Raw genomic sequence first — 17,354 nt, forward strand, 5'->3', positions numbered from 1 at the left:
ATCTATTGGCCAAGGATCTGCGACACCGGCGCGATCCGGATTCCCGCACCGATCAGAAGCTCGCGCATGCTGAGAACGATATCGAGCGCGCCGAGCGTATCGGAATGAAAGCAGATGGATTCAAATTCGATGTCGATATCGTTGCCCGTGACCGTGCGGACCTTGCCTTCCTGGCAGGCGCGCAGCACTTTCTGCGCCAGCACCATCGGATCCGGGCGGCCGGCATCGCGGGTAAAGACGATCGAGCCGCTGTCGTCGTAGTCACGGTCTGCGTAGAACTCGCGCACGACAGGCTGTCCGGCATCAAGCGCTGCCCGGTGCGTCGCCGAGCCGCCCATGCAGAAGACAAAGGCGTTGGGCGAGACGGTGCGCAGATACTGGACGAAGATCTGTGCGAAATCCGAATTGACCGCCATCTCCATGTAGAGCGCGCCATGCGGCTTCACGTGCTGCACCGGCACGCTGTGACGGCGGGCGAACTCGCGGAGCGCCCCCACCTGATAGATGATGTCGTTGACCAGCTCTTTGCTGTTGCCGACAATCTTGCGGCGGCCGAAGCCCTGAAGGTCATTATAGCCAGGATGGGCGCCGACCCCGACCCCATGGGCGGCGGCAAGTGCCACGGTCTCGTCGATGAGGTTCGGGTCGCCGGCATGGAAGCCTGTGGCGATATTGGCCGAGCTGATGTGGGAGATCAGCAACGAATCCTGCGTATCGCCGATCCGCCAGCGTCCGAAGGACTCGCCCATATCGCAGTTGATGTCGACGATGTTCTTCAAACTGTCTTCCCGCCATTGTCATCTGACGAAAACGCTACGCGACAAAACAGGATTTGAAAAATTCATTTTTTACGGCATCATTATCAAGAAAAAAGATACCTACGCTCAAATCGAAGGCAAGAACTTTATGTTTTTTTCCAATGACTTAATTAAGTTTCGTTTCGAATGCGCGAGGCTCGCGCATAAATCATATGCAGCCAATCGAATTTATTGACGCTGACTTCAGATAATTTGATGGGAAATACGGAACCATGAGCCTCAGCTTCCGCCAACTCCGCTATTTCGTCGCAACTGCCGAGCAGGGGCAGATTTCCTATGCGGCTGCACAACTGTCGATCTCGCAATCGGCAGTGACGACCGCAATCAAGGAGCTGGAAAAATCAATCGGCGTCGCACTGTTTACCCGCATGCCGCAGGGCATGGAACTGACCGCCGCCGGCCGGCAGTTTCTTTCCTACGCCTACGAGATCCTCGCCAAGGTCGATGAGGCAACGCATCTGAACTATGTCAGCAGCGACATCGAGGGCGATCTGACCGTTGCGGCGACTTACACCGTTATCGGCTACTTTCTGCCGCTCCACATCGAGCGCATGCGCCGGCTCTATCCCAAGCTGCGCATCCAGCTTTACGAGTTGAATCGCGAGTCCATCGAGGAAGGCCTACTGGTCAATCGTTACGACATTTCGGTACTGCTGACCTCGAATATCCTGAATAGCGCACTTACCACGGAGACGCTTTTGCGTTCCGTCCGCAGGCTCTGGGTGTCCGCGCAGCATCCGCTGCTGAAGCATGCGGCCGTCGGCCTGCGGGATATCGCCGAGGAGCCCTACATCATGCTGACGGTGGACGAGGCGGCCTATTCGTCATTGAAGTACTGGAGCACGACGCCCTATCAACCACGCGTAATGCTTCGTACCTCGTCGATCGAGGCGGTACGCTCCATGGTCGCCAACAACCTCGGCGTAGCGATCCTGTCCGATATGGTGCACCGCCCCTGGTCGTTGGAAGGCCGGCGGATCGAGACGATCAACATCGAGGATCCGGTGCCACCGATGGATGTCGGCCTCGCCTGGCGCGCCAACACCGACTTCACTCCGGCCATGCATGCCTTTCGCCGATATTTTCAGCAGGCGTTCGCCCTGCCGGGCACCAATTCATGAATTCGTCTTCGAGCCTCGGCATGTTACGAGCGGCTGCCGGCATGCTCATGCGATTGTCGCGCGCCTAAGAAATGCTCTGCAAATTCGGCCGATCATCTGAAAAATCCACCGGATCAAACCGCCTTGAGATACTCAACCCAGCGCGGATCCTGCATAGCCGCGCGAGCGCGCATGTGTTTCCAGGCGCCATATTTGTAGAAATCAAAATCGAGCGCCGAGACGACATTCTGGACCATGGCCCAAGTCGACCATTTCACATCGGCAAGCGCTCGGTGCACGGCAAGACGGGCCTTCATTCGCGGATCGAAGCGGCCGAAATATTCCTCTATGACTTCTGCCTCCACCGCATCGGAGAAGAACATCTCGCCGCACCAGATGCCGATATCGTAGCAACGGTCGTTATTGGAGGCATATTCGTAGTCGATGAGCATCAGCGACTTGTCGTCGGCGACCATGAAATTGCCCGCCATGGGATCGTTGAAACAGGCAACGAGATCGATGCCGGAGGCCTCGAGAGCCGCGCGTGCCAGCCGATATTGCTTGTAAAGCCAGGCAAAATCGATCGGGAAGGCACCGTTCAGTTCGCGCACTTGCTCGATGTGTTCGTCGATCATGTCGAAAATCGTCTTGGTCAGCGGCAGTCTGCCTGAATCGTTGAAGGTGCGGTAGAGCCCGACGACGGCTTTGCGCACCGTCGGATCCTGGAAATCGCGGTTGGTGCAGGCACGCCGGCCTTCGATGTAATCGGCGATCTCGACACCCCTGTCAGCGAGATATTCGTAAATCTTCGGGCCGATGCCGAGGTCCTGTGCCCGGCGGCTGGCGTCCAGCGCCGCATTGCGGTCGATGAACATCTCGGTGCCGCGGCCCGGAACCTTGACGAAGAAACGGCCCTGTTCGCCAGCGACCCTGACACGCCAGTTCGAATTGCTGATACCGCCATGCACCGGACCGTAATGGAGTTCGCGCCCCGACCATGGCTCAATTGCGCGCAGCAGGGATTCGATTTCCGCTTCCGCTTCGGTTGTCGCTTCTCCCAATCGTTTTTCCATGGCTTGATCTCTCAGAGTGTGCGGAGCATGAATTCGAAACGCGGATTGCGAAGCGCCATCCGGCAGCGCAACAGGCGCCATTGCGCATATTTCAGGAATTCGATACCGCCACGCGGCGAAACCCTGTCCATCAACATGCCCCACATGCCCCAGAAGAGATCGTCAGCAATGGCGTAAAGGCGGCAGCGGTTGAGCGACGTCTGGCGAAATTGTCCCTCGAAGATTTCGAGCGCCGGCTGCATTTCGCTGTCGAACTGGAAGGCCTCGTTGAGCAGGATGCCGATGTCGTAGAACGGATCGACATTGCGGGCCTCGTCGAAATCGACCAGTTGCACTCTACCATCCGGCGCGATCATGATGTTGGAGGCAAGGCCGTCGGCATGGGCTGGTTTTTCATCGAAGCCGGTGGCGATGATCGCCGCTTCGATATCTCCGACGCATTCGCGCATCCACCATCCGTCTGCGGCAACCTCTGCGATGCCTGCATCGGCAAGCGCCTTCTCGACGACGCGGATGCGGTCGAACACCGTCCACGTTTCGCCAAGCGGCCTGCTGCCATGCAGGATGCTCTTGGCGGCGATGACACTTTCCAGAACATTGCGCTTGCGCAGGTCGTCCATTCTGGCGGTATGCCAGGCTTCCGGCAGGCGGTCGAAAACGACCGCCGACATTTCCGGGCTGTGCCAAAGGGGCGCCGGCGTCAGGCCCAGGGTTGAAGCCTGACGCGCGGCGCTAACGGACCTCTCCAGATCGATGAAATCCGACTGATCCGTATGGAGAATTTTCAGGAAATAGGTGGCGGGCGCATCTCCCCTGGCAACGAGCCAGTTCTGGCTGTCGACGGCGCGGTGCGTCGGCGAGGCGACGCCCGCAATGCCCGGCGCGTAACGCATATCGGTGTTTGCCCAGCCCGGAACGGCCCGGATGGCCGCTTCCGCCGCCTTCTCATCCACTGTGGATGCTTGCCCGAGTGCCTTCATGCTCCCAATCCTTCAGTCCATGGTTTTCAGGATGTTGCCGTTAAGACAGAATTTCCACAGCATGGCGCTGAGGATTTCCGCGCCCAGCAACCGGTCTTCCGGCTTGGTGAATTCCGTCGGGTGGTGGATGACGCCGCCGACGCTCGGCACGGCGATGACGACTGCCGGGGAAACGGCCGTCATGCTGACCGCGTCATGTCCGCCGATGGTGTCGAGCAACAAGGTTTCGAGGCCGAATTCGGCCGCGGTATCCTGGGCCAGGGCGACCAGCCCTTCATCCATGTTCCCGGCGCGGCGGCGGTCGATCGAGCGGACCTCGAAGCCGACATCCGCTTTCTTGGCGCAGAGGTCAGCTTTCTCGTTGAGCTGTGCTTCCGCCCGGGCAAGCACATCTGGCTTGGCGGAGCGCAGTTCGATGAACATCACCGCCTCGCCGGGCACGACGTTCGGGGAATTCGGATAGACCTCGAGACGACCGCAGGAGGTGTGCAGGTCGATCCCGGCTTGGTCGGCAAAACCCTTCAACTCGGCGATCAGGTAAGCTGCGGCCAGGAGCGCGTCATGGCGCTCGTCCATCGGCGTCGGGCCGGTATGCGCCTGGCGGCCGATGAAGGCGAGCCGGTATTTGACGTTGCCCCAGAAACGGTTGAAGACGGCAAAGCGCATGCCTTTCTTTTCCAGCTCAGCGGAACCCTCGATATGCAGCTCGATCAGGGCATCGGGGATAACGGGGATAACGGGGCCAGCATAACCGATATCGTCAAGCGCTTGCCTGACAGAAATGCCGTCGCCATCCTTGCGGGAGAGCGCGAAATCGAGTGTCAGTTCGCCGGCATTGACGCCGCTGCCGAGAAGGCTCGGCTGGAAGCGGGCGCCCTCCTCGTTGGTCCAGTTGACGATGCAGAAATTGACTTTCGGCGTGACCCCAGCTGTGGCCACATGCTTGCGTATGGCGTCGATCGCCGCGCAGGCGGAAATCACGCCATAGGCGCCATCGAAACGGCCGCCGTTCGGCTGGCTGTCCAGGTGCGACCCGCTCATGACCAGAGGCGCATCCGGCCCTGCCCAGTCGAGAAAACCGTACATATTGCCCATCGGGTCGATCTCCAGGCGCAGGCCCGAATTCTTCAGCCAGTTCGCCAGCCAATCGCGTGCCGCCTTGTCTTCCCGTGATAAGGTCAGCCGCGTCATCGCACCACCCGGCCCGCCGCCAAAGACGGAGACTTCCTCCATCATCCGGTGCAGGGCTTCGGCATCGACCTCAGGCAGGGATGCAGGTTCACTGCGGATTTCAAGCATAAATCACCTTCACTTGCGCCTCCTCAAGCTTTTCAAGAAAATCTGCCCGCGGAGGCGCATCAGTGATGAGCAGATCAACGTCACGAAAATTATAGGTGCAGAAATTACCCTGGCGGCCGAACTTGCTGCTGTCGGCGAGCATCACGACGTGCTTGGCATGGCGGCGCAACGCCCGTCGCACCAGAGCCTCGTCCTCGCCGAGGTCCATGAAACCGAGATTGACATCGACCGTCACCGCGCTGACGAAGGCGATATCGAAGAGATGTTCGCGGATCACGTTGAGCGTATCGGTGCCGAGAAACGCCCGGTAGCTCGGCCGCAGAACGCCGCCGACCGCGACCACGTTATTGGATTCCACCCCCGACAAGGTCTGGATGATATCCAGCGAGTTGGTGTAGATATTGATCAGCGGCCGATCGACAAGATAGCGCGACAGCGCCAGCATCGTCGTGCCGCTGTCGAGGAAGATCTTGGTATGGTCGCGCAGCTCCCTGGCAGCGAGGGTTGCGATTTTTGCCTTTTCACGGGCATTGACGCGCATGCGTTGCGAGATCGGCTGATCGGCATCCCGACGCGGCGTCACGCCGCCGCCATAAATGCAACGCAGGTGCCCTTCCATCTCCAGCTGCTTCAGGTCGCGGCGCACGGTTTCCGGGCTGACGGAAAATTCCGTCGCCAGTTCCTTGACCGTGACCCGGCCATGCTTGGCCAGCTCTTCGAGAATGTGTTGCAGACGAGCCTGAGGATGATCGGTCATGCTGTTTTTCCCGATCAGTGGCCCGTCGGCAAGTCTGTCGAACCAGCGTATCCCGCCGCGGTTTTTGTTTTTTTCATCATCCGATCCTCCCGGGTTTCGATGCAATTTGGGGTTTCAAGCTGCGGCATGGGAAAGCGTGTTTTCCACCAAAAAGCAAGCAGCCAGATCCTTGTTGCCGCGGGCGGTCAGGACCGGGCTTTGCTTGTGACAGCGGCCGAATGCGTTCGGGCAGCGGCTGGCGAAACTGCAACCGGGCGGCAGGTCGATCGGGCTTGGCGGCTCTCCTTCCAGCAGACACTCTTCCGGCTTGTAGCGGCGCTCCTCCAGCGTCGGCACGGCGCTGAGCAAGGCCTTAGTGTAGGGATGGCCTGGATCGAAAAACAGCCGGCTGTTGTCGGCGATCTCGACGACTTCGCCGAGATACATGACGGCAACGCGGTTGCAGACGCGCCGTACCATCGCCAGGTCGTGGGAAATGTAGACATAGGTCAGGCCGTGCTGGGCCTGCAACTGCTCGAACAGCTTCAGCAATTTGAACTGCTCGGTCTGGTCGAGCGACGAGAGCGTCTCGTCCATGATCAGCACCTTCGGCTCCAGCACCATGGCGCGGGCGACGTTGACGCGCTGGCGCTGACCGGCACTCAAACCCAGGGGAAGCTCGTCGTAGAGCGTACCGGGCAGGCCGACCTCACGCATCACGGAGAGCACGCGGTCACGCAACTCCGCGCCCCTGATGATGCCGTGCGTCTTCAGCGGCTCCTCGATGATGGCGCCGATGGCGGTGCGTGGCGGCAGCGAATTGAAGGGGTCCTGCAGCACAAGTTGAAAATCGCGCCGGAACTTCAAAAGTCCCTTGCCGGAAAGCCTGGTGATATCCTGCCCGTCGCAGAGGACCTGGCCGCTATCGGGCCGTTCCAGCCGGCTGAGCAGGCGCATGAGAGTGGACTTGCCGCAGCCGGATTCGCCGACGATGCCGAAGTTCTCGCCCGGAAAGACGTCGAAGGTGACGTTGCGGACGGCACGCACCGTGCTGTAGCTGGCAAAGGTGCCGCGCTTGCGCACCCGGTAGGAACGGGTGGCATCACGAATGCTGATGATCGGCTCGCGGGTCTCGGCCGGCAGGTCGATTGCGACCGCTTCGCTTGTCCAGATCTTCGGTATCTGGCTGATCAGCTCGCGGGTGTAGGGATGCTGCGGCGTGTCGACGAGTGCCTTCGTTGCCTGCCGCTCCACGACCTTGCCTTCGGCCAGAACCAGGATCTGATCGGCAGCGTCACTCACCAGCGGCAGCGACGAGGATATGAAGACGATCGCCGTGTCGAAACGCGTCGTCAACTCCCGCATCAGGCGCAGCACCTGGGCGGCGACCGTAACATCAAGCGGCTGGGTGACGTTGTCGGCGACGAGGAAAGCCGGATTGCTGACCAGGGCATCGACGATCAGGGCACGCTGCATCATGCCGCCGCTGAATTGCGATGGATATTCGTGATAGCGCATCTGCGGCGAAGGGATGCGCACCGCGCCAAGCAGATCGATGACCCGCTTCCTGGCTTCCTCATGCGCAATCTCCGGTGCGACCGCGCGCAGTTTCTCGACGATCTGCTGGCCGACCGGCAGGGTCGGATCGAGAGCGCCCGCCGGATTGGCGCCGACATAGGCGATCTCGCGGCGCAGCATGCGCAGTTTCTGTGCCGGCAGATCGAGGATGTTTTGGGATTTGTAGACCACCGATCCGGAGGTAACTTTTAGTGGCGGATCGATCCAGTTGACGAGTGCACGCGAGAGCACGGTCTTGCCGGCGCCGCTCGCCCCGATGATGCCGAGAATTTCGCGCGGGGCCAGATCGAAGCCGATGTCGGAAATGATCGGACGTATGCCACCGCCCGTTTGCAGGCCGACGCTCAGATCGCGAACCTTCAGAAGCGGTGCGCCAGTCACGATTTGCCTCCATAGATACGATTGCGAGCCCGTTCGAGCGATGCGCCCATCAGGTTGATGCTGGTCAGGCACAGGCACAGGAACACGCCCGGCATGGTGGCGATCCACCAGGCATTGAGCAGATACTTGCGGCCATCGGCGATGATGTTGCCGAAGGTCGGCGTCGGCGGTTGAACGCCCAGCCCGATGAAGCCGAGGATGGATTCGAAGATCATCATCCGGGCGACATCGAGCACCGAGACGAAGATGATCGGCGGCAGCACCAAGGGCGCCAGCAGACGCACCATGATGCGGAAATCCGATGCGCCGTAGATTTCGGCGGCGCGCACATATTCCCGCTTGCGCTCTGTCATCACGACGCTGCGGGTGACGCGGGCATAGACCGGCCAGCTCGACAGGCCGAGGACGAGGATGATCGCCGGGATCGTTGGACGCGAGACGCCAAGCACGGTGATCGCCAGGATGATCATCGGGATCGACAGCTGGGCATCGGTCAGGCGCATGATCGCCATGTCAACGCGGCCGCCATAATATCCGGCGATCGTGCCGAGCGAACAGCCGATAATCAGCATGACCAGAACGGTGGAAAGACCGATCAGCAGCGAGTAGCGGAGGCCAACGAGGCTGCGCACCAGCATGTCGCGGCCGATCTGATCGGTGCCGAGCGGCGCCGTCCAGCTCCATTTGTCGCCCATGAACGGCGGCGCATGCAGGCGCGTGGCGACACTCATCTTCGTGGGGTCGATGCCGCTCAGTGCCGGATAGAGTATCGCTGCCAGCACAAGCACGATGAAGATGGCGGCCCCGACGCGGAATTCGTTGGAGGCAAGGGCAATCCGCCAGATGCGCCGGGCAACCGAAGCGCCGCGTTGCGTTGCCGGGACCGCGTTTGCCGGGATGTCTGTCTCGGTCATGCTCATCAATATTCCAACCTTGGATCGATCATGGTGGCAATCAGGTCGACTGCGATGTTGATGAAGACGAAGATCGCGCTGGTGACGATGGCGATCCCCTGGATCAGCGGAAAGTCACGCTGCAGCACGGCGTTGATGGTCAAAAGTCCAAGACCCGGATAGTCGAAGATGAATTCGACGACGAGGACGCCGCCCAGAAGGCCGCTGATCTGGATGCCGATCAGGTTGAGCAGCGGAACGGACGCATTGCGCAGCGCATGGGCGACGATGATACGGCTGCGGCTCAGGCCGCGGACATTGCCGACTGCGATGAAGGGCTCCATCATCACGGTAGCCACCGATCCGGTCAGCGTCCGGATCAGCACCGGCGCCAGCTCGACGGCCAGAACGATCGCCGGCAGGATGGTATAGGCAAAGCCGGAGTAGCCGATCGCAGGCAGCCAGCCGAGCTTGACCGACAGAAGCATGGCAAGGACGATGCCGAGCCAGAAGTTCGGCAGCGATATGAAGATCGAGGAAATGTAGAAGGCCACGCGATCCGGCCATCGTCCGGGCGCCAGTCCACCGGGAATGCCGACCAAGAACGAGAAGACCAGGGCGAAGAATATTGCCAGCCCGCCGAGTTGCAGCGTCATCGGCAGGGTGTCGCCGATCAGGGTCAGCACTTCGGCGCGCTCGCCGCGGGTGGAATCGCCGAAACTGGAACCGCCGGTGGAAGCACCGCTTGCAGGCCGCACGAAGGATTGCCCGAGATCCCCCCTGACGACCCCGCTCATGTAGCGGCCGAACTGCACGAGGATGGGATCACGCAGGCCCATATCCTTGGCGATCTGCTCGATCAGCGCTTCGGGCGCCATGCCGCCGGCCATCAGCCGGACAGGATCGCCGGGAACCACACGCAGCAGCGTGAAGATAAGCAGCGTCACCAGAAAGACGATCAGTGCACCTTGCGCCAGCCGTCGAACCAGAAAACTGAGAATGAACATGTCATATCCTGGCAGCAATCGGAGCGATCCGCCCTGAGCGGCGACGGTCGCGGTCGTTTGTTGACATCATCAGCGAAACGAAAATCTCCGCGGCGCCGGCCTCCGGTGCCGCGGAAAACGCAAGCCAGCGTCAGCCGAACGCGGCCTTCGAGGCGTCCATGGACCCGTCAGGATAGATGAAGAGGCCGGCCAGCGACTTGTCCATCGCGTGGATCATCACCGAAGTGAACAGTGACAGGGCCGGCACCTTTTCGGCAAGCATGGGCATGGTTTCGGTCTGCAGGATTTTCTTGCGCTCATCGAGCGACGGGGCACTGCGCTCCTTGTCGAGTGTCGCGTCGAGTTCCTTGTCGACGATGCCGGTGATGCGCTTCGAGGTTGAATGGAAATGCGTGCGCAGCACGAGGTCGGGCTCAGGTGAACCGGTGGACCAGCCGCAATCGACCATATGGCCGGGGCCGCCGCCCGGACGATCGTAGAGGCGTTCGTTCCAGGCGGCGATTTCCAGAACGGAGAGCGACACCTGAAAACCCTGTTCCTGCAGCATTGCGGTGATGACCTCGCCATATTCCTTGGTCTTCGGGTAGAAGCCGACGGAGGTGATGTATTCCAGCAGCGGCAGACCCTCGCCCTTGGGGAAACCGGCCTCGGCCAGCAGCGCCTGGCATTTTTCTGGGCTGTATTCCGGATAGTCCGGCAGGTCGATATAGCCGAACTTCACCGGCGACACGTAATTGGACGAAGCATGGCCGGCCGAGCCCAGAATTTCGACGATCATCGAGCGGTCGATCGCGTGGCAGGCCGCCTTGCGGATGAGCGGGTTGTCGAACGGCGCCTTTGAGCAGCGGAACCAGAGATACTTGTTCTCGACCGAAACGACGCTGCTGATGGCGATCTTGTCGTTGCCCTGGAGTGAGGTCACCTGTTCCGGTTCCAGACGCTCGACGATCGAGGCCTGGCCATTGAGCAGGGACAACATGCGTGTCGTGCTGTCGCCGACGAAATTGAAGCTGATGCCGGGAATCTTCGGTGTGCCGAGGAAATAGCCAGGATAGGCTTCGAGGATCGTGGCATTGCCCTCCTGCTTGACGAACTTGAACGGGCCGGTGCCGTTCAGGCGCTGCGTCAGCGGCCCGGTCGGGCCACCGGCGACATCGGTCGCCGACATGATCGGCAGATATGAGGCAAGGAAGATGAACAGATGGGCCGGGTATCCGCCCTTGGAGGTATCCACGATGACGGTGTAGTCGTCAGGGGTGGTAATCGTCAGCGTCTCGGTCGGGCCGGGGTAGAATTGGGCCGGGCGGTCGGGGCGGGAGCCGTATTCGAAGGTCGCCTTGACGTCTTCTGCCTTGAAGGGTTTGCCGTCGTGGAATTTCACACCTTCGCGCAGCTTGATCTCGAGTTTGTTCGGCTCGAGAAGCTTGATGCTGGTGGCGAGTTCATAGACCACTTCGTCGGGCTTTTCGACTGTCATCGGCGTCCGCGTCAGGAAACCCATGACGAAGCCTTCGATATTCTTCTGCGACAGCGTCGTATGGCCGGTCGGGTCCCAGTTGCCCGTAATATTTTCCGCCGACAGGAACACCACCGTCTTGCCCGATTGGGCAAAGGCCGAGGAGAACAGAAAATCCGGGTTGATCTGCAGGAGACCGGCACCCGTGCCAGCCGCACCAAGCCCGGCGAGGAAATTGCGTCTGCTGATGTCATTCATAAGCTGTTTCCCTTTGTTGTGGTTTTATGTGGCTTTCTTATTATTCCACGATATCGGGCATTTTTTCCTTTTTCAATGAGCTCTCGTAAATTAGAAAGTCGCAATGCCATACTTCCGTCGTAAGTCGGCTCCGACGATTTGTATTCTGTTGATTGTAAGTGAAATTTCGGAAAATTCCTTCTGTGCAGCGCTAGCTAAGATCTCAAGAATGGCGAATTTTTCAGCATTTATCTATTGCGCAGGCAGAATAGGCGGATCAGATATTTCTATAAATATCACAAAATCACATTTTGGCGCCTAAAAAATACACAGGGAAAGGCAGCGCGCGCAAACCTCGCCATCTCCACTGACACCAGTTGCTCCTTTTGCGTCCATACCCACACGGCCACCGCCAAGGCGCGCGGGGACGGAGGCGCAGCATGCCGAACTCCTTTCGGTCATCGGCGTTGCCGCTCCAACCAATAAATAACTGTGCGATCCGTCGTTGAGCATCGGCGGTGTTGAAGGAATTCGAACCGCCGATCACATCCAATCCGCGCTGTTTGCGTTAAGCCGCTGGGGTTTATATGCGACCCGCCGGACTCCCACGTAAGGCAAACCATCACCGGGGTGCCTAAGTCCTGCGATAAGAACGCCTATGGTGCTGAGACGTTGCCAAGCCTAGCAAGGCTGCCGGTCCACCACACCGAATTGAGGACTCTTTGTCCAGGCGCAAGTGGCTCACCGCTTACCCAATTCATCCATGGATGCCTCCTCTTTTGTGGGTGACATAAAGCATCGCCAACATGGCACATTGCGATACCGGTGGGAGAGGCTCCAACCTATCAGTGGAAATCAGAAACGCGGAGATCCCTCGTGCCTTCGCCGTCACCAAATCGTGCGGATCCAGTTTCCACGTGGCGCCAATCCCGCCGCTTGGGCCGTCAAGTACGCGCAACGGGAAGTGCGACCCCGTCCCCACGCGGGTCATGGGCGCCCGCAAGCGAACCATCCGCCTGCCGCGCGATGATGCCGGCTTGTCCGGAAAGGGGACTGAGCCGATCGATGGGGGATAGCACATGGCCACGTGCGGCGAGCTCGGCGAACACTGTGTCGCCTGCGTTGACTTCCAGCTTCAAGGTATCGCGGCTGTCCGAGAAGGTTTTGCCCAGCAGGAAGCGCTGCCCGGTGAGGGCCGTCATCGGATCCTCGCCGAAATCGATCAGGCGCGTGAGGATCATCGACAGTGTCTGTGGCTGGCCGTCAGCTCCCTGCGTTCCGTAGATATAAGCTGGTCTACCGTCTTTCAGCCCCAGTCCCGGATTGAGCGTGTAAAAAGGGCGCTTTTTCGGGGCCATGACATTCGGATGCCTGGGATCAAGGGAAAAGGCAGCGCCGCGATTCTGCCAGAGAATGCCGGTGTCGCCGACAACGACCCCGCTACCCCAGTCGAAATAGGTGCTTTGCAGAACGCTGACGCTTCTGCCCGAGGAATCGGTCACGCCGAAGAAGACGGTGTCACCGGGGCGAAAAAGCTGCGGCCAGTCCATTGCGCGTTCAAGATCAATGGAGCGTGCCGATCTTGCCAGGTGTGGCCGGCTCAACCAGTCCTCCACCGGCTGGTTCGCGAAGTCCGGGTCGGCGATCAGGCCGCGATCCAGAAAGGCTCTTTTGACCGCTTCAACGCAAAGATGAATATGATCGGCGTCGCCGGATGTCAGCTGTTTCATATCGAAATGAGACAGAATGCCCATGATCGCCAGCGTCGAAATGCCCTGCGTCGGCGGTGGCGGGGCCAGCAATTCTACGCCGCGATAAAGCAGGCTTGCCGGTTCGCTCTGGCGTGTCCGGGTCGCGGCAAGATCGGCGGAGGTGAGCGGCGATCCCGCAGCCAGCAACCCTTTTGCAATCCGTGCCCCGAGTTCGCCTTCGTAGAAGCTGCGCGGACCGTCGCGGGCGATCAGTTGCAGCGATGCCGCCAGCTCTTGCTGCCGGAAAGGCGTCCCGACCTGAGGGGCGATGCCGTCAGGCATGAAAACCTCGCTGAAGCCCGGCCAGTTCACGACCTCGGACTTTCTGAAATCCAGCCAGAAGCTCTGCGAATTCGTGACAGGGAAACCGTCCGCCGCGTGCCCGATCGCATCGTCGAGCAGACTGGAAAAGGAAAGGCCTCCGCCCCAATTCCGGACAGAATAGTTATGGGCGTGACGCCAGGCATCCACCGCGCAGGCGGATGTGAGCGTCGAAAGTGGTCCTCGCAAGGGGATCTCGCCGTCAAAGCCGGGCAGAATGCTGGCCGACTGGCCGATACCGAGGAAGCAGTCCTTTCGGCCCTCTTCATCTGCGACGATCCAGACAGCGTCGCCGCCAAGACCACAGAAATGCGGATAGACCACAGCGATCGTCGCGCCGATGGCGATCGCAGCGTCGAGCGCAGTTCCGCCATCCCGCAGAATACGAGCGCCGGATTTACTCGCCAGCGGATGCGGGCTCGTTACCATGCCACCTCGTCCCTGCGCAAATCCGGGTCCTTTGGTCCGTGGTTCGCTCAGCGTCATGCGTTCTTTCTTCCAAGGCTTGTCTTTTGCGCAAAACCGGTTTCAACGTGTCTCCAATACACGCCCAGGAGACAAGCATGGCCATCGATCTCGTGATCCGCAATGCATTTCTGCCGGGGTCCGATGGCTTTACGGATATCGCGTTTGCGAATGGCCGTATTGCTGCAATGGCGCCCCACTTCATTTGCGATGCGCCGGAGTACGATGCCCGCGGCCGGTTGATCAGCGGGGGCTTGATCGAAACGCATATCCATCTCGACAAGGCCGGGATTATCGGTCGATGCGTGCTCTGCACGGGGACGTTGGCTGAAGCCGTCAGCGAGACGTCGAAGGCAAAGGCTGCCTTCACCGAGGAGGACGTTTACGCGCGCGCTGCCGCGATCGTAGAACAGGCGATCCTCAATGGCACGAACCGGCTGCGCACATTCGTGGAGATCGACGGGCGCGCCGGGTTCCGGTCCTTTGACGCCATCAAGCGGCTGCGTGCCGACTACGCTGCTGCCATCGACATCGAAATCTGCGCCTTCGCCCAGGAAGGGCTGACCAACGATCCGGGTACGGAGGAAATGCTGGACACGGCATTGGCGTCCGGCGCGGATCTCGTCGGCGGATGCCCCTACACCGATCCGAACCCGGACGACCATATCCGCAGGATCTTCGTAAGCGCACAATTCCCCGCACCTGTTCACTGAACGGCGAATGAGGGAGTCTGTGTCCACAAGGGAGACTGTGGACACAATGACATTGGATAACTTGAAGGGCTCAGGGGGTCTTCGGGCAGTGAAGGTTCTTCCCAACGGGAAGCGGCGTTTCGATCCGGTCGAGAAAGACCGGCTGATCGACGCCGCAATGAAGCCCGGCGTATCGGTTGCCCGTCTGGCACTGGCGCACGGCGTCAACGCCAATCAGTTACGCAACTGGGTGAAGCTTCGCCGAGATCGGCAGGCCCAGGGTAGTTTGACGGCTGCTGCAGGGCAGGAAACGTCGGCCTTTGTTCCTGTGGTTGCAGCGTCGCCGATTGCGCGGCAGCCCGACATGCCGGCCCGGCCATCATCGGCAGGAATGCGGCTGATGGCGTCTTTGCCAAATGGTGTGCGGCTTGAGCTTGAGGATGTGGATGAGCGGGCTCTTTCGGCGATGATCGAAATTCTGGGGCGGTGCAATGTTCCGGCTGGCTGACGATCTTCGCGTCTATCTTCACCGGGACCCGATCGACTTTCGTGCGGGGATCAACAGCCTGGCGATCCTGGTCGAGCAGTCGATGGGCCTGAGCCCGTTCGAGCGTGCTGTCTTTGTCTTTTGCAACCGCCGGCGCACCCGGATGAAGCTCCTGTTCTTCGAGCGGTCAGGGTTCGTGCTTGTATTGAAAGCCTTGTCCGAAGACCGGTTTCGCTGGCCCCGCCGCGAGGCGCCGGTCGTGACGCTCGATACCGAACAGTTGCGCTGGCTGCTTGACGGCATCGATCTCGACGCGATGGTGCGCCATCCTGTTCGGCAATATGAGTTTGTCGGCTGAAGGCTGTTGACGGAGCGGGGCGGCTCAGATTCAAAGCTACGATGACACGAGCCGGCACCCCGACCGTTGCGGAACTGATGGCGCTTCTGGCGGCGAATGCTGCCGAGAACGTCGCGCTGCGGGCTGAGAGAGACGCCCTTGAGCAGCGTGTCTTCAAGCTCGAGGAAGAACTGGCGCTTGCACAACTGCATCGTTTTGCGCCGCGCAGCGAAAAGCATATGGATCGCGTCTTCAATGAAGCCGAGAACGCCGCTCTCGAGGCCGATGCTGATGAGGGCTTGGCCGACTGTGACGAGACCGACGCCACTGAGCTTCCCGACACGGGATTGCCAGAGGTGGAAAAGCCCGAAGGCCGCAAGCGCGGGCGTAAACCTCTTCCGGCAAATTTGCCCCGCCAACGCGTTGAATATGACCTTGCCGACGATCAGAAGACCTGTCCGTGCTGCCGCCATCCGTTGCATCGCATGGGCGAACTCGTCACCGAGCAGCTGCATATCGAGGTGAAGGCCACGGTGCTGCAGAATGCCCGGGCCAAGTATGCTTGCCGCAACTGCGAGCGCACCGATATCAGCACTCCCGTTATCATCGCGCCGATGCCCGCACAGCCCTTGCCGGGGAGCATTGCCACGGCCTCGACGCTGGCCTTTGCTCTTGTTCATAAATATGTCGACGGCACACCGCTCTATCGCCTGGCACAGGCCTTCGAGCGCGCTGGCGTCCCTGTCAGCCGTGGCGCTCTTGGCCATTGGGTGATCGGGTCCAGCGAAAAGCACCTCGTTCGCATCTACGATGCACTGAAGCAGCGGCTCTTGTCGCAGAACGTCATTCACGGTGACGAGACCACGGTGCAGGTGCTGAAGGAAAAGGACAGGAAAGCAACTGACGAGTCCTACATCTGGGCCTATCGCAGCGGGCAGGATAGTGTCGAACCGGTTGTGCTGCTCGAATATCAGCCCGGTCGTGGGCAGGTGCATCCGCAGACTTTCCTTGGTGACTATCGCGGCATCCTGATGAGCGACGGCTATCAGGGCTGGCGCACCCTGAAGGGCGCAACGCATGTCGGGTGTATGGCTCACGCCAGGCGACGCTTCGTCAACGCCTTCAAGGCCGGGAAGAAACAAAGCGGGCCGCCCGCGCAGGCATTGAAGTTCTTCGACCAGCTCTATCGGATTGAAAGGCAGGTGCGGGACGAAAAGCCGGATGACGGCGAAACGCAGGCCGATTGCATCCGGCGCTTGCGCCAGAAGCATAGCGTTCCAGTCCTTGATGCCCTGAAGGAGTGGCTCGACAGGATGGCCCCCAAGGTCGTGCCCGACACCAAGCTCGGCGATGCGATCTCCTATACGCGAAACCAGTGGCAATATCTGACCCGCTACACCGAAGACGGCAGGATGCCGATCGACAACAATTTATTGGAACGCGATATCAGAGTTTTTGCCACTGGAAGGAAGAGCTGGCTATTTTGCGACACTGTCGACGGGGCCAAGGCAAGCGCTGTCATCTACAGCCTTATGCTGACCTGTCGCGCCTGTGGCGTCGAGCCATTCACCTGGTTGCGACACGTCTTTACCGAATCGCCGCAGCGTCCGGACGGCGCCAATATCGACGATCTGCTCCCATTTAACTTCGCCAAATCCACTGCCGCATAAGCCGCTGCGGGCGTCACAATCCACTGCGTCAACGCGCAGCGAAATGAGCGCTTACGGATCTTCGATCTTGGCG

General features: G+C 60.2%; 14 protein-coding genes and 1 pseudogene. 5 read left to right on the plus strand and 10 right to left on the minus strand.

Annotation, left to right across the window (positions count from 1 at the left end):
• Positions 1–2 precede the first annotated feature (2 nt).
• The gene (locus tag BA011_RS29270) at positions 3–779 is read right to left on the minus strand and encodes a 5-oxoprolinase subunit PxpA (protein ID WP_065283405.1); all 777 of its coding nucleotides are present in this window, start codon (positions 777–779) and stop codon (positions 3–5) included.
• A gap of 251 nt (positions 780–1,030) precedes the next feature.
• Here BA011_RS29270 and BA011_RS29275 point away from each other — a divergent pair, with 251 nt between their 5' ends.
• Positions 1,031–1,939: a LysR family transcriptional regulator gene (locus BA011_RS29275; RefSeq protein WP_065283406.1), complete on the plus strand. Its 909-nt coding sequence runs from the start codon at positions 1,031–1,033 to the stop codon at positions 1,937–1,939.
• A gap of 113 nt (positions 1,940–2,052) precedes the next feature.
• Here the strand turns inward: BA011_RS29275 and BA011_RS29280 are convergent, their stop codons facing one another.
• From BA011_RS29280 to BA011_RS29320, 9 genes are all read right to left on the minus strand, one after another.
• Positions 2,053–2,991, minus strand: a complete 939-nt coding sequence (locus BA011_RS29280; RefSeq protein WP_065283407.1) for a choline/ethanolamine kinase family protein — start codon at positions 2,989–2,991, stop codon at positions 2,053–2,055.
• An 11-nt stretch (positions 2,992–3,002) separates the two neighbouring features.
• Positions 3,003–3,971 carry a phosphotransferase gene (locus BA011_RS29285; protein ID WP_065283408.1) on the minus strand — a complete coding sequence of 323 codons (969 nt, stop codon included), beginning with the start codon at positions 3,969–3,971 and terminating at the stop codon, positions 3,003–3,005.
• Between the two features lie 12 nt (positions 3,972–3,983).
• Positions 3,984–5,270 carry a Zn-dependent hydrolase gene (locus tag BA011_RS29290; protein ID WP_065283409.1) on the minus strand — a complete coding sequence of 429 codons (1,287 nt, stop codon included), beginning with the start codon at positions 5,268–5,270 and terminating at the stop codon, positions 3,984–3,986.
• Positions 5,263–6,027, minus strand: a complete 765-nt coding sequence (locus BA011_RS29295) for a DeoR/GlpR family DNA-binding transcription regulator (RefSeq protein WP_065283410.1) — start codon at positions 6,025–6,027, stop codon at positions 5,263–5,265. The genes BA011_RS29290 and BA011_RS29295 overlap by 8 nt, the downstream gene beginning before the upstream one ends.
• Positions 6,028–6,141: 114 nt before the next feature.
• Positions 6,142–7,965: an ABC transporter ATP-binding protein gene (locus tag BA011_RS29300; RefSeq protein ID WP_065283411.1), complete on the minus strand. Its 1,824-nt coding sequence runs from the start codon at positions 7,963–7,965 to the stop codon at positions 6,142–6,144.
• Positions 7,962–8,879 carry an ABC transporter permease gene (locus BA011_RS29305; RefSeq protein ID WP_065283568.1) on the minus strand — a complete coding sequence of 306 codons (918 nt, stop codon included), beginning with the start codon at positions 8,877–8,879 and terminating at the stop codon, positions 7,962–7,964. Before BA011_RS29305 ends, BA011_RS29300 begins: the two co-directional genes overlap by 4 nt.
• 5 nt (positions 8,880–8,884) lie before the next feature.
• On the minus strand, positions 8,885–9,865 hold the full coding sequence (locus BA011_RS29310; protein ID WP_062942061.1) for an ABC transporter permease: 981 nt from the start codon (positions 9,863–9,865) through the stop codon (positions 8,885–8,887).
• 130 nt (positions 9,866–9,995) lie between these two features.
• The gene (locus tag BA011_RS29315; protein ID WP_065283412.1) at positions 9,996–11,579 is read right to left on the minus strand and encodes an ABC transporter substrate-binding protein; all 1,584 of its coding nucleotides are present in this window, start codon (positions 11,577–11,579) and stop codon (positions 9,996–9,998) included.
• 923 nt (positions 11,580–12,502) lie between these two features.
• Positions 12,503–14,059: a gamma-glutamyltransferase family protein gene (locus tag BA011_RS29320; protein WP_065283569.1), complete on the minus strand. Its 1,557-nt coding sequence runs from the start codon at positions 14,057–14,059 to the stop codon at positions 12,503–12,505.
• 134 nt (positions 14,060–14,193) lie between these two features.
• On the opposite strand from BA011_RS29320, the pseudogene BA011_RS29325 reads away from it, so the two are divergent.
• The 4 genes and pseudogenes from BA011_RS29325 to tnpC form a co-directional block, all read left to right on the plus strand.
• Positions 14,194–14,784 (plus strand): annotated as a pseudogene (locus tag BA011_RS29325) (amidohydrolase); the annotation flags it as partial.
• Between the two features lie 70 nt (positions 14,785–14,854).
• Positions 14,855–15,295, plus strand: coding sequence for an IS66-like element accessory protein TnpA (gene tnpA, locus BA011_RS29330; protein WP_065282368.1), 441 nt, complete (start codon positions 14,855–14,857; stop codon positions 15,293–15,295).
• Positions 15,279–15,632, plus strand: coding sequence for an IS66 family insertion sequence element accessory protein TnpB (tnpB, locus tag BA011_RS29335; protein WP_018240906.1), 354 nt, complete (start codon positions 15,279–15,281; stop codon positions 15,630–15,632). Before tnpA ends, tnpB begins: the two co-directional genes overlap by 17 nt.
• Positions 15,633–15,673: 41 nt before the next feature.
• A complete protein-coding gene (tnpC, locus tag BA011_RS29340; protein WP_065279183.1) occupies positions 15,674–17,281 on the plus strand; it encodes an IS66 family transposase in 1,608 nt (535 codons plus the stop codon).
• Positions 17,282–17,354 lie beyond the last annotated feature (73 nt).

Source organism: Rhizobium leguminosarum, from assembly GCF_001679785.1.
GTDB classification, from domain to species: domain Bacteria; phylum Pseudomonadota; class Alphaproteobacteria; order Rhizobiales; family Rhizobiaceae; genus Rhizobium; species Rhizobium leguminosarum_R.

Excerpts from the sequence above, each read along its gene's own strand:
- BA011_RS29275 (WP_065283406.1), top strand. The coding sequence starts at position 1,031 with ATGAGCCTCAGCTTCCGCCAACTCCGCTATTTCGTCGCAACTGCCGAG.
- BA011_RS29280 (WP_065283407.1), bottom strand. The coding sequence starts at position 2,991 with ATGGAAAAACGATTGGGAGAAGCGACAACCGAAGCGGAAGCGGAAATC.
- BA011_RS29285 (WP_065283408.1), bottom strand. The coding sequence starts at position 3,971 with ATGAAGGCACTCGGGCAAGCATCCACAGTGGATGAGAAGGCGGCGGAA.
- BA011_RS29290 (WP_065283409.1), bottom strand. The coding sequence starts at position 5,270 with ATGCTTGAAATCCGCAGTGAACCTGCATCCCTGCCTGAGGTCGATGCC.
- BA011_RS29295 (WP_065283410.1), bottom strand. The coding sequence starts at position 6,027 with ATGACCGATCATCCTCAGGCTCGTCTGCAACACATTCTCGAAGAGCTG.
- BA011_RS29305 (WP_065283568.1), bottom strand. The coding sequence starts at position 8,879 with ATGACCGAGACAGACATCCCGGCAAACGCGGTCCCGGCAACGCAACGC.
- BA011_RS29310 (WP_062942061.1), bottom strand. The coding sequence starts at position 9,865 with ATGTTCATTCTCAGTTTTCTGGTTCGACGGCTGGCGCAAGGTGCACTG.
- BA011_RS29315 (WP_065283412.1), bottom strand. The coding sequence starts at position 11,579 with ATGAATGACATCAGCAGACGCAATTTCCTCGCCGGGCTTGGTGCGGCT.
- BA011_RS29320 (WP_065283569.1), bottom strand. The coding sequence starts at position 14,059 with ATGGTAACGAGCCCGCATCCGCTGGCGAGTAAATCCGGCGCTCGTATT.
- tnpA (WP_065282368.1), top strand. The coding sequence starts at position 14,855 with ATGACATTGGATAACTTGAAGGGCTCAGGGGGTCTTCGGGCAGTGAAG.
- tnpB (WP_018240906.1), top strand. The coding sequence starts at position 15,279 with ATGTTCCGGCTGGCTGACGATCTTCGCGTCTATCTTCACCGGGACCCG.
- tnpC (WP_065279183.1), top strand. The coding sequence starts at position 15,674 with ATGACACGAGCCGGCACCCCGACCGTTGCGGAACTGATGGCGCTTCTG.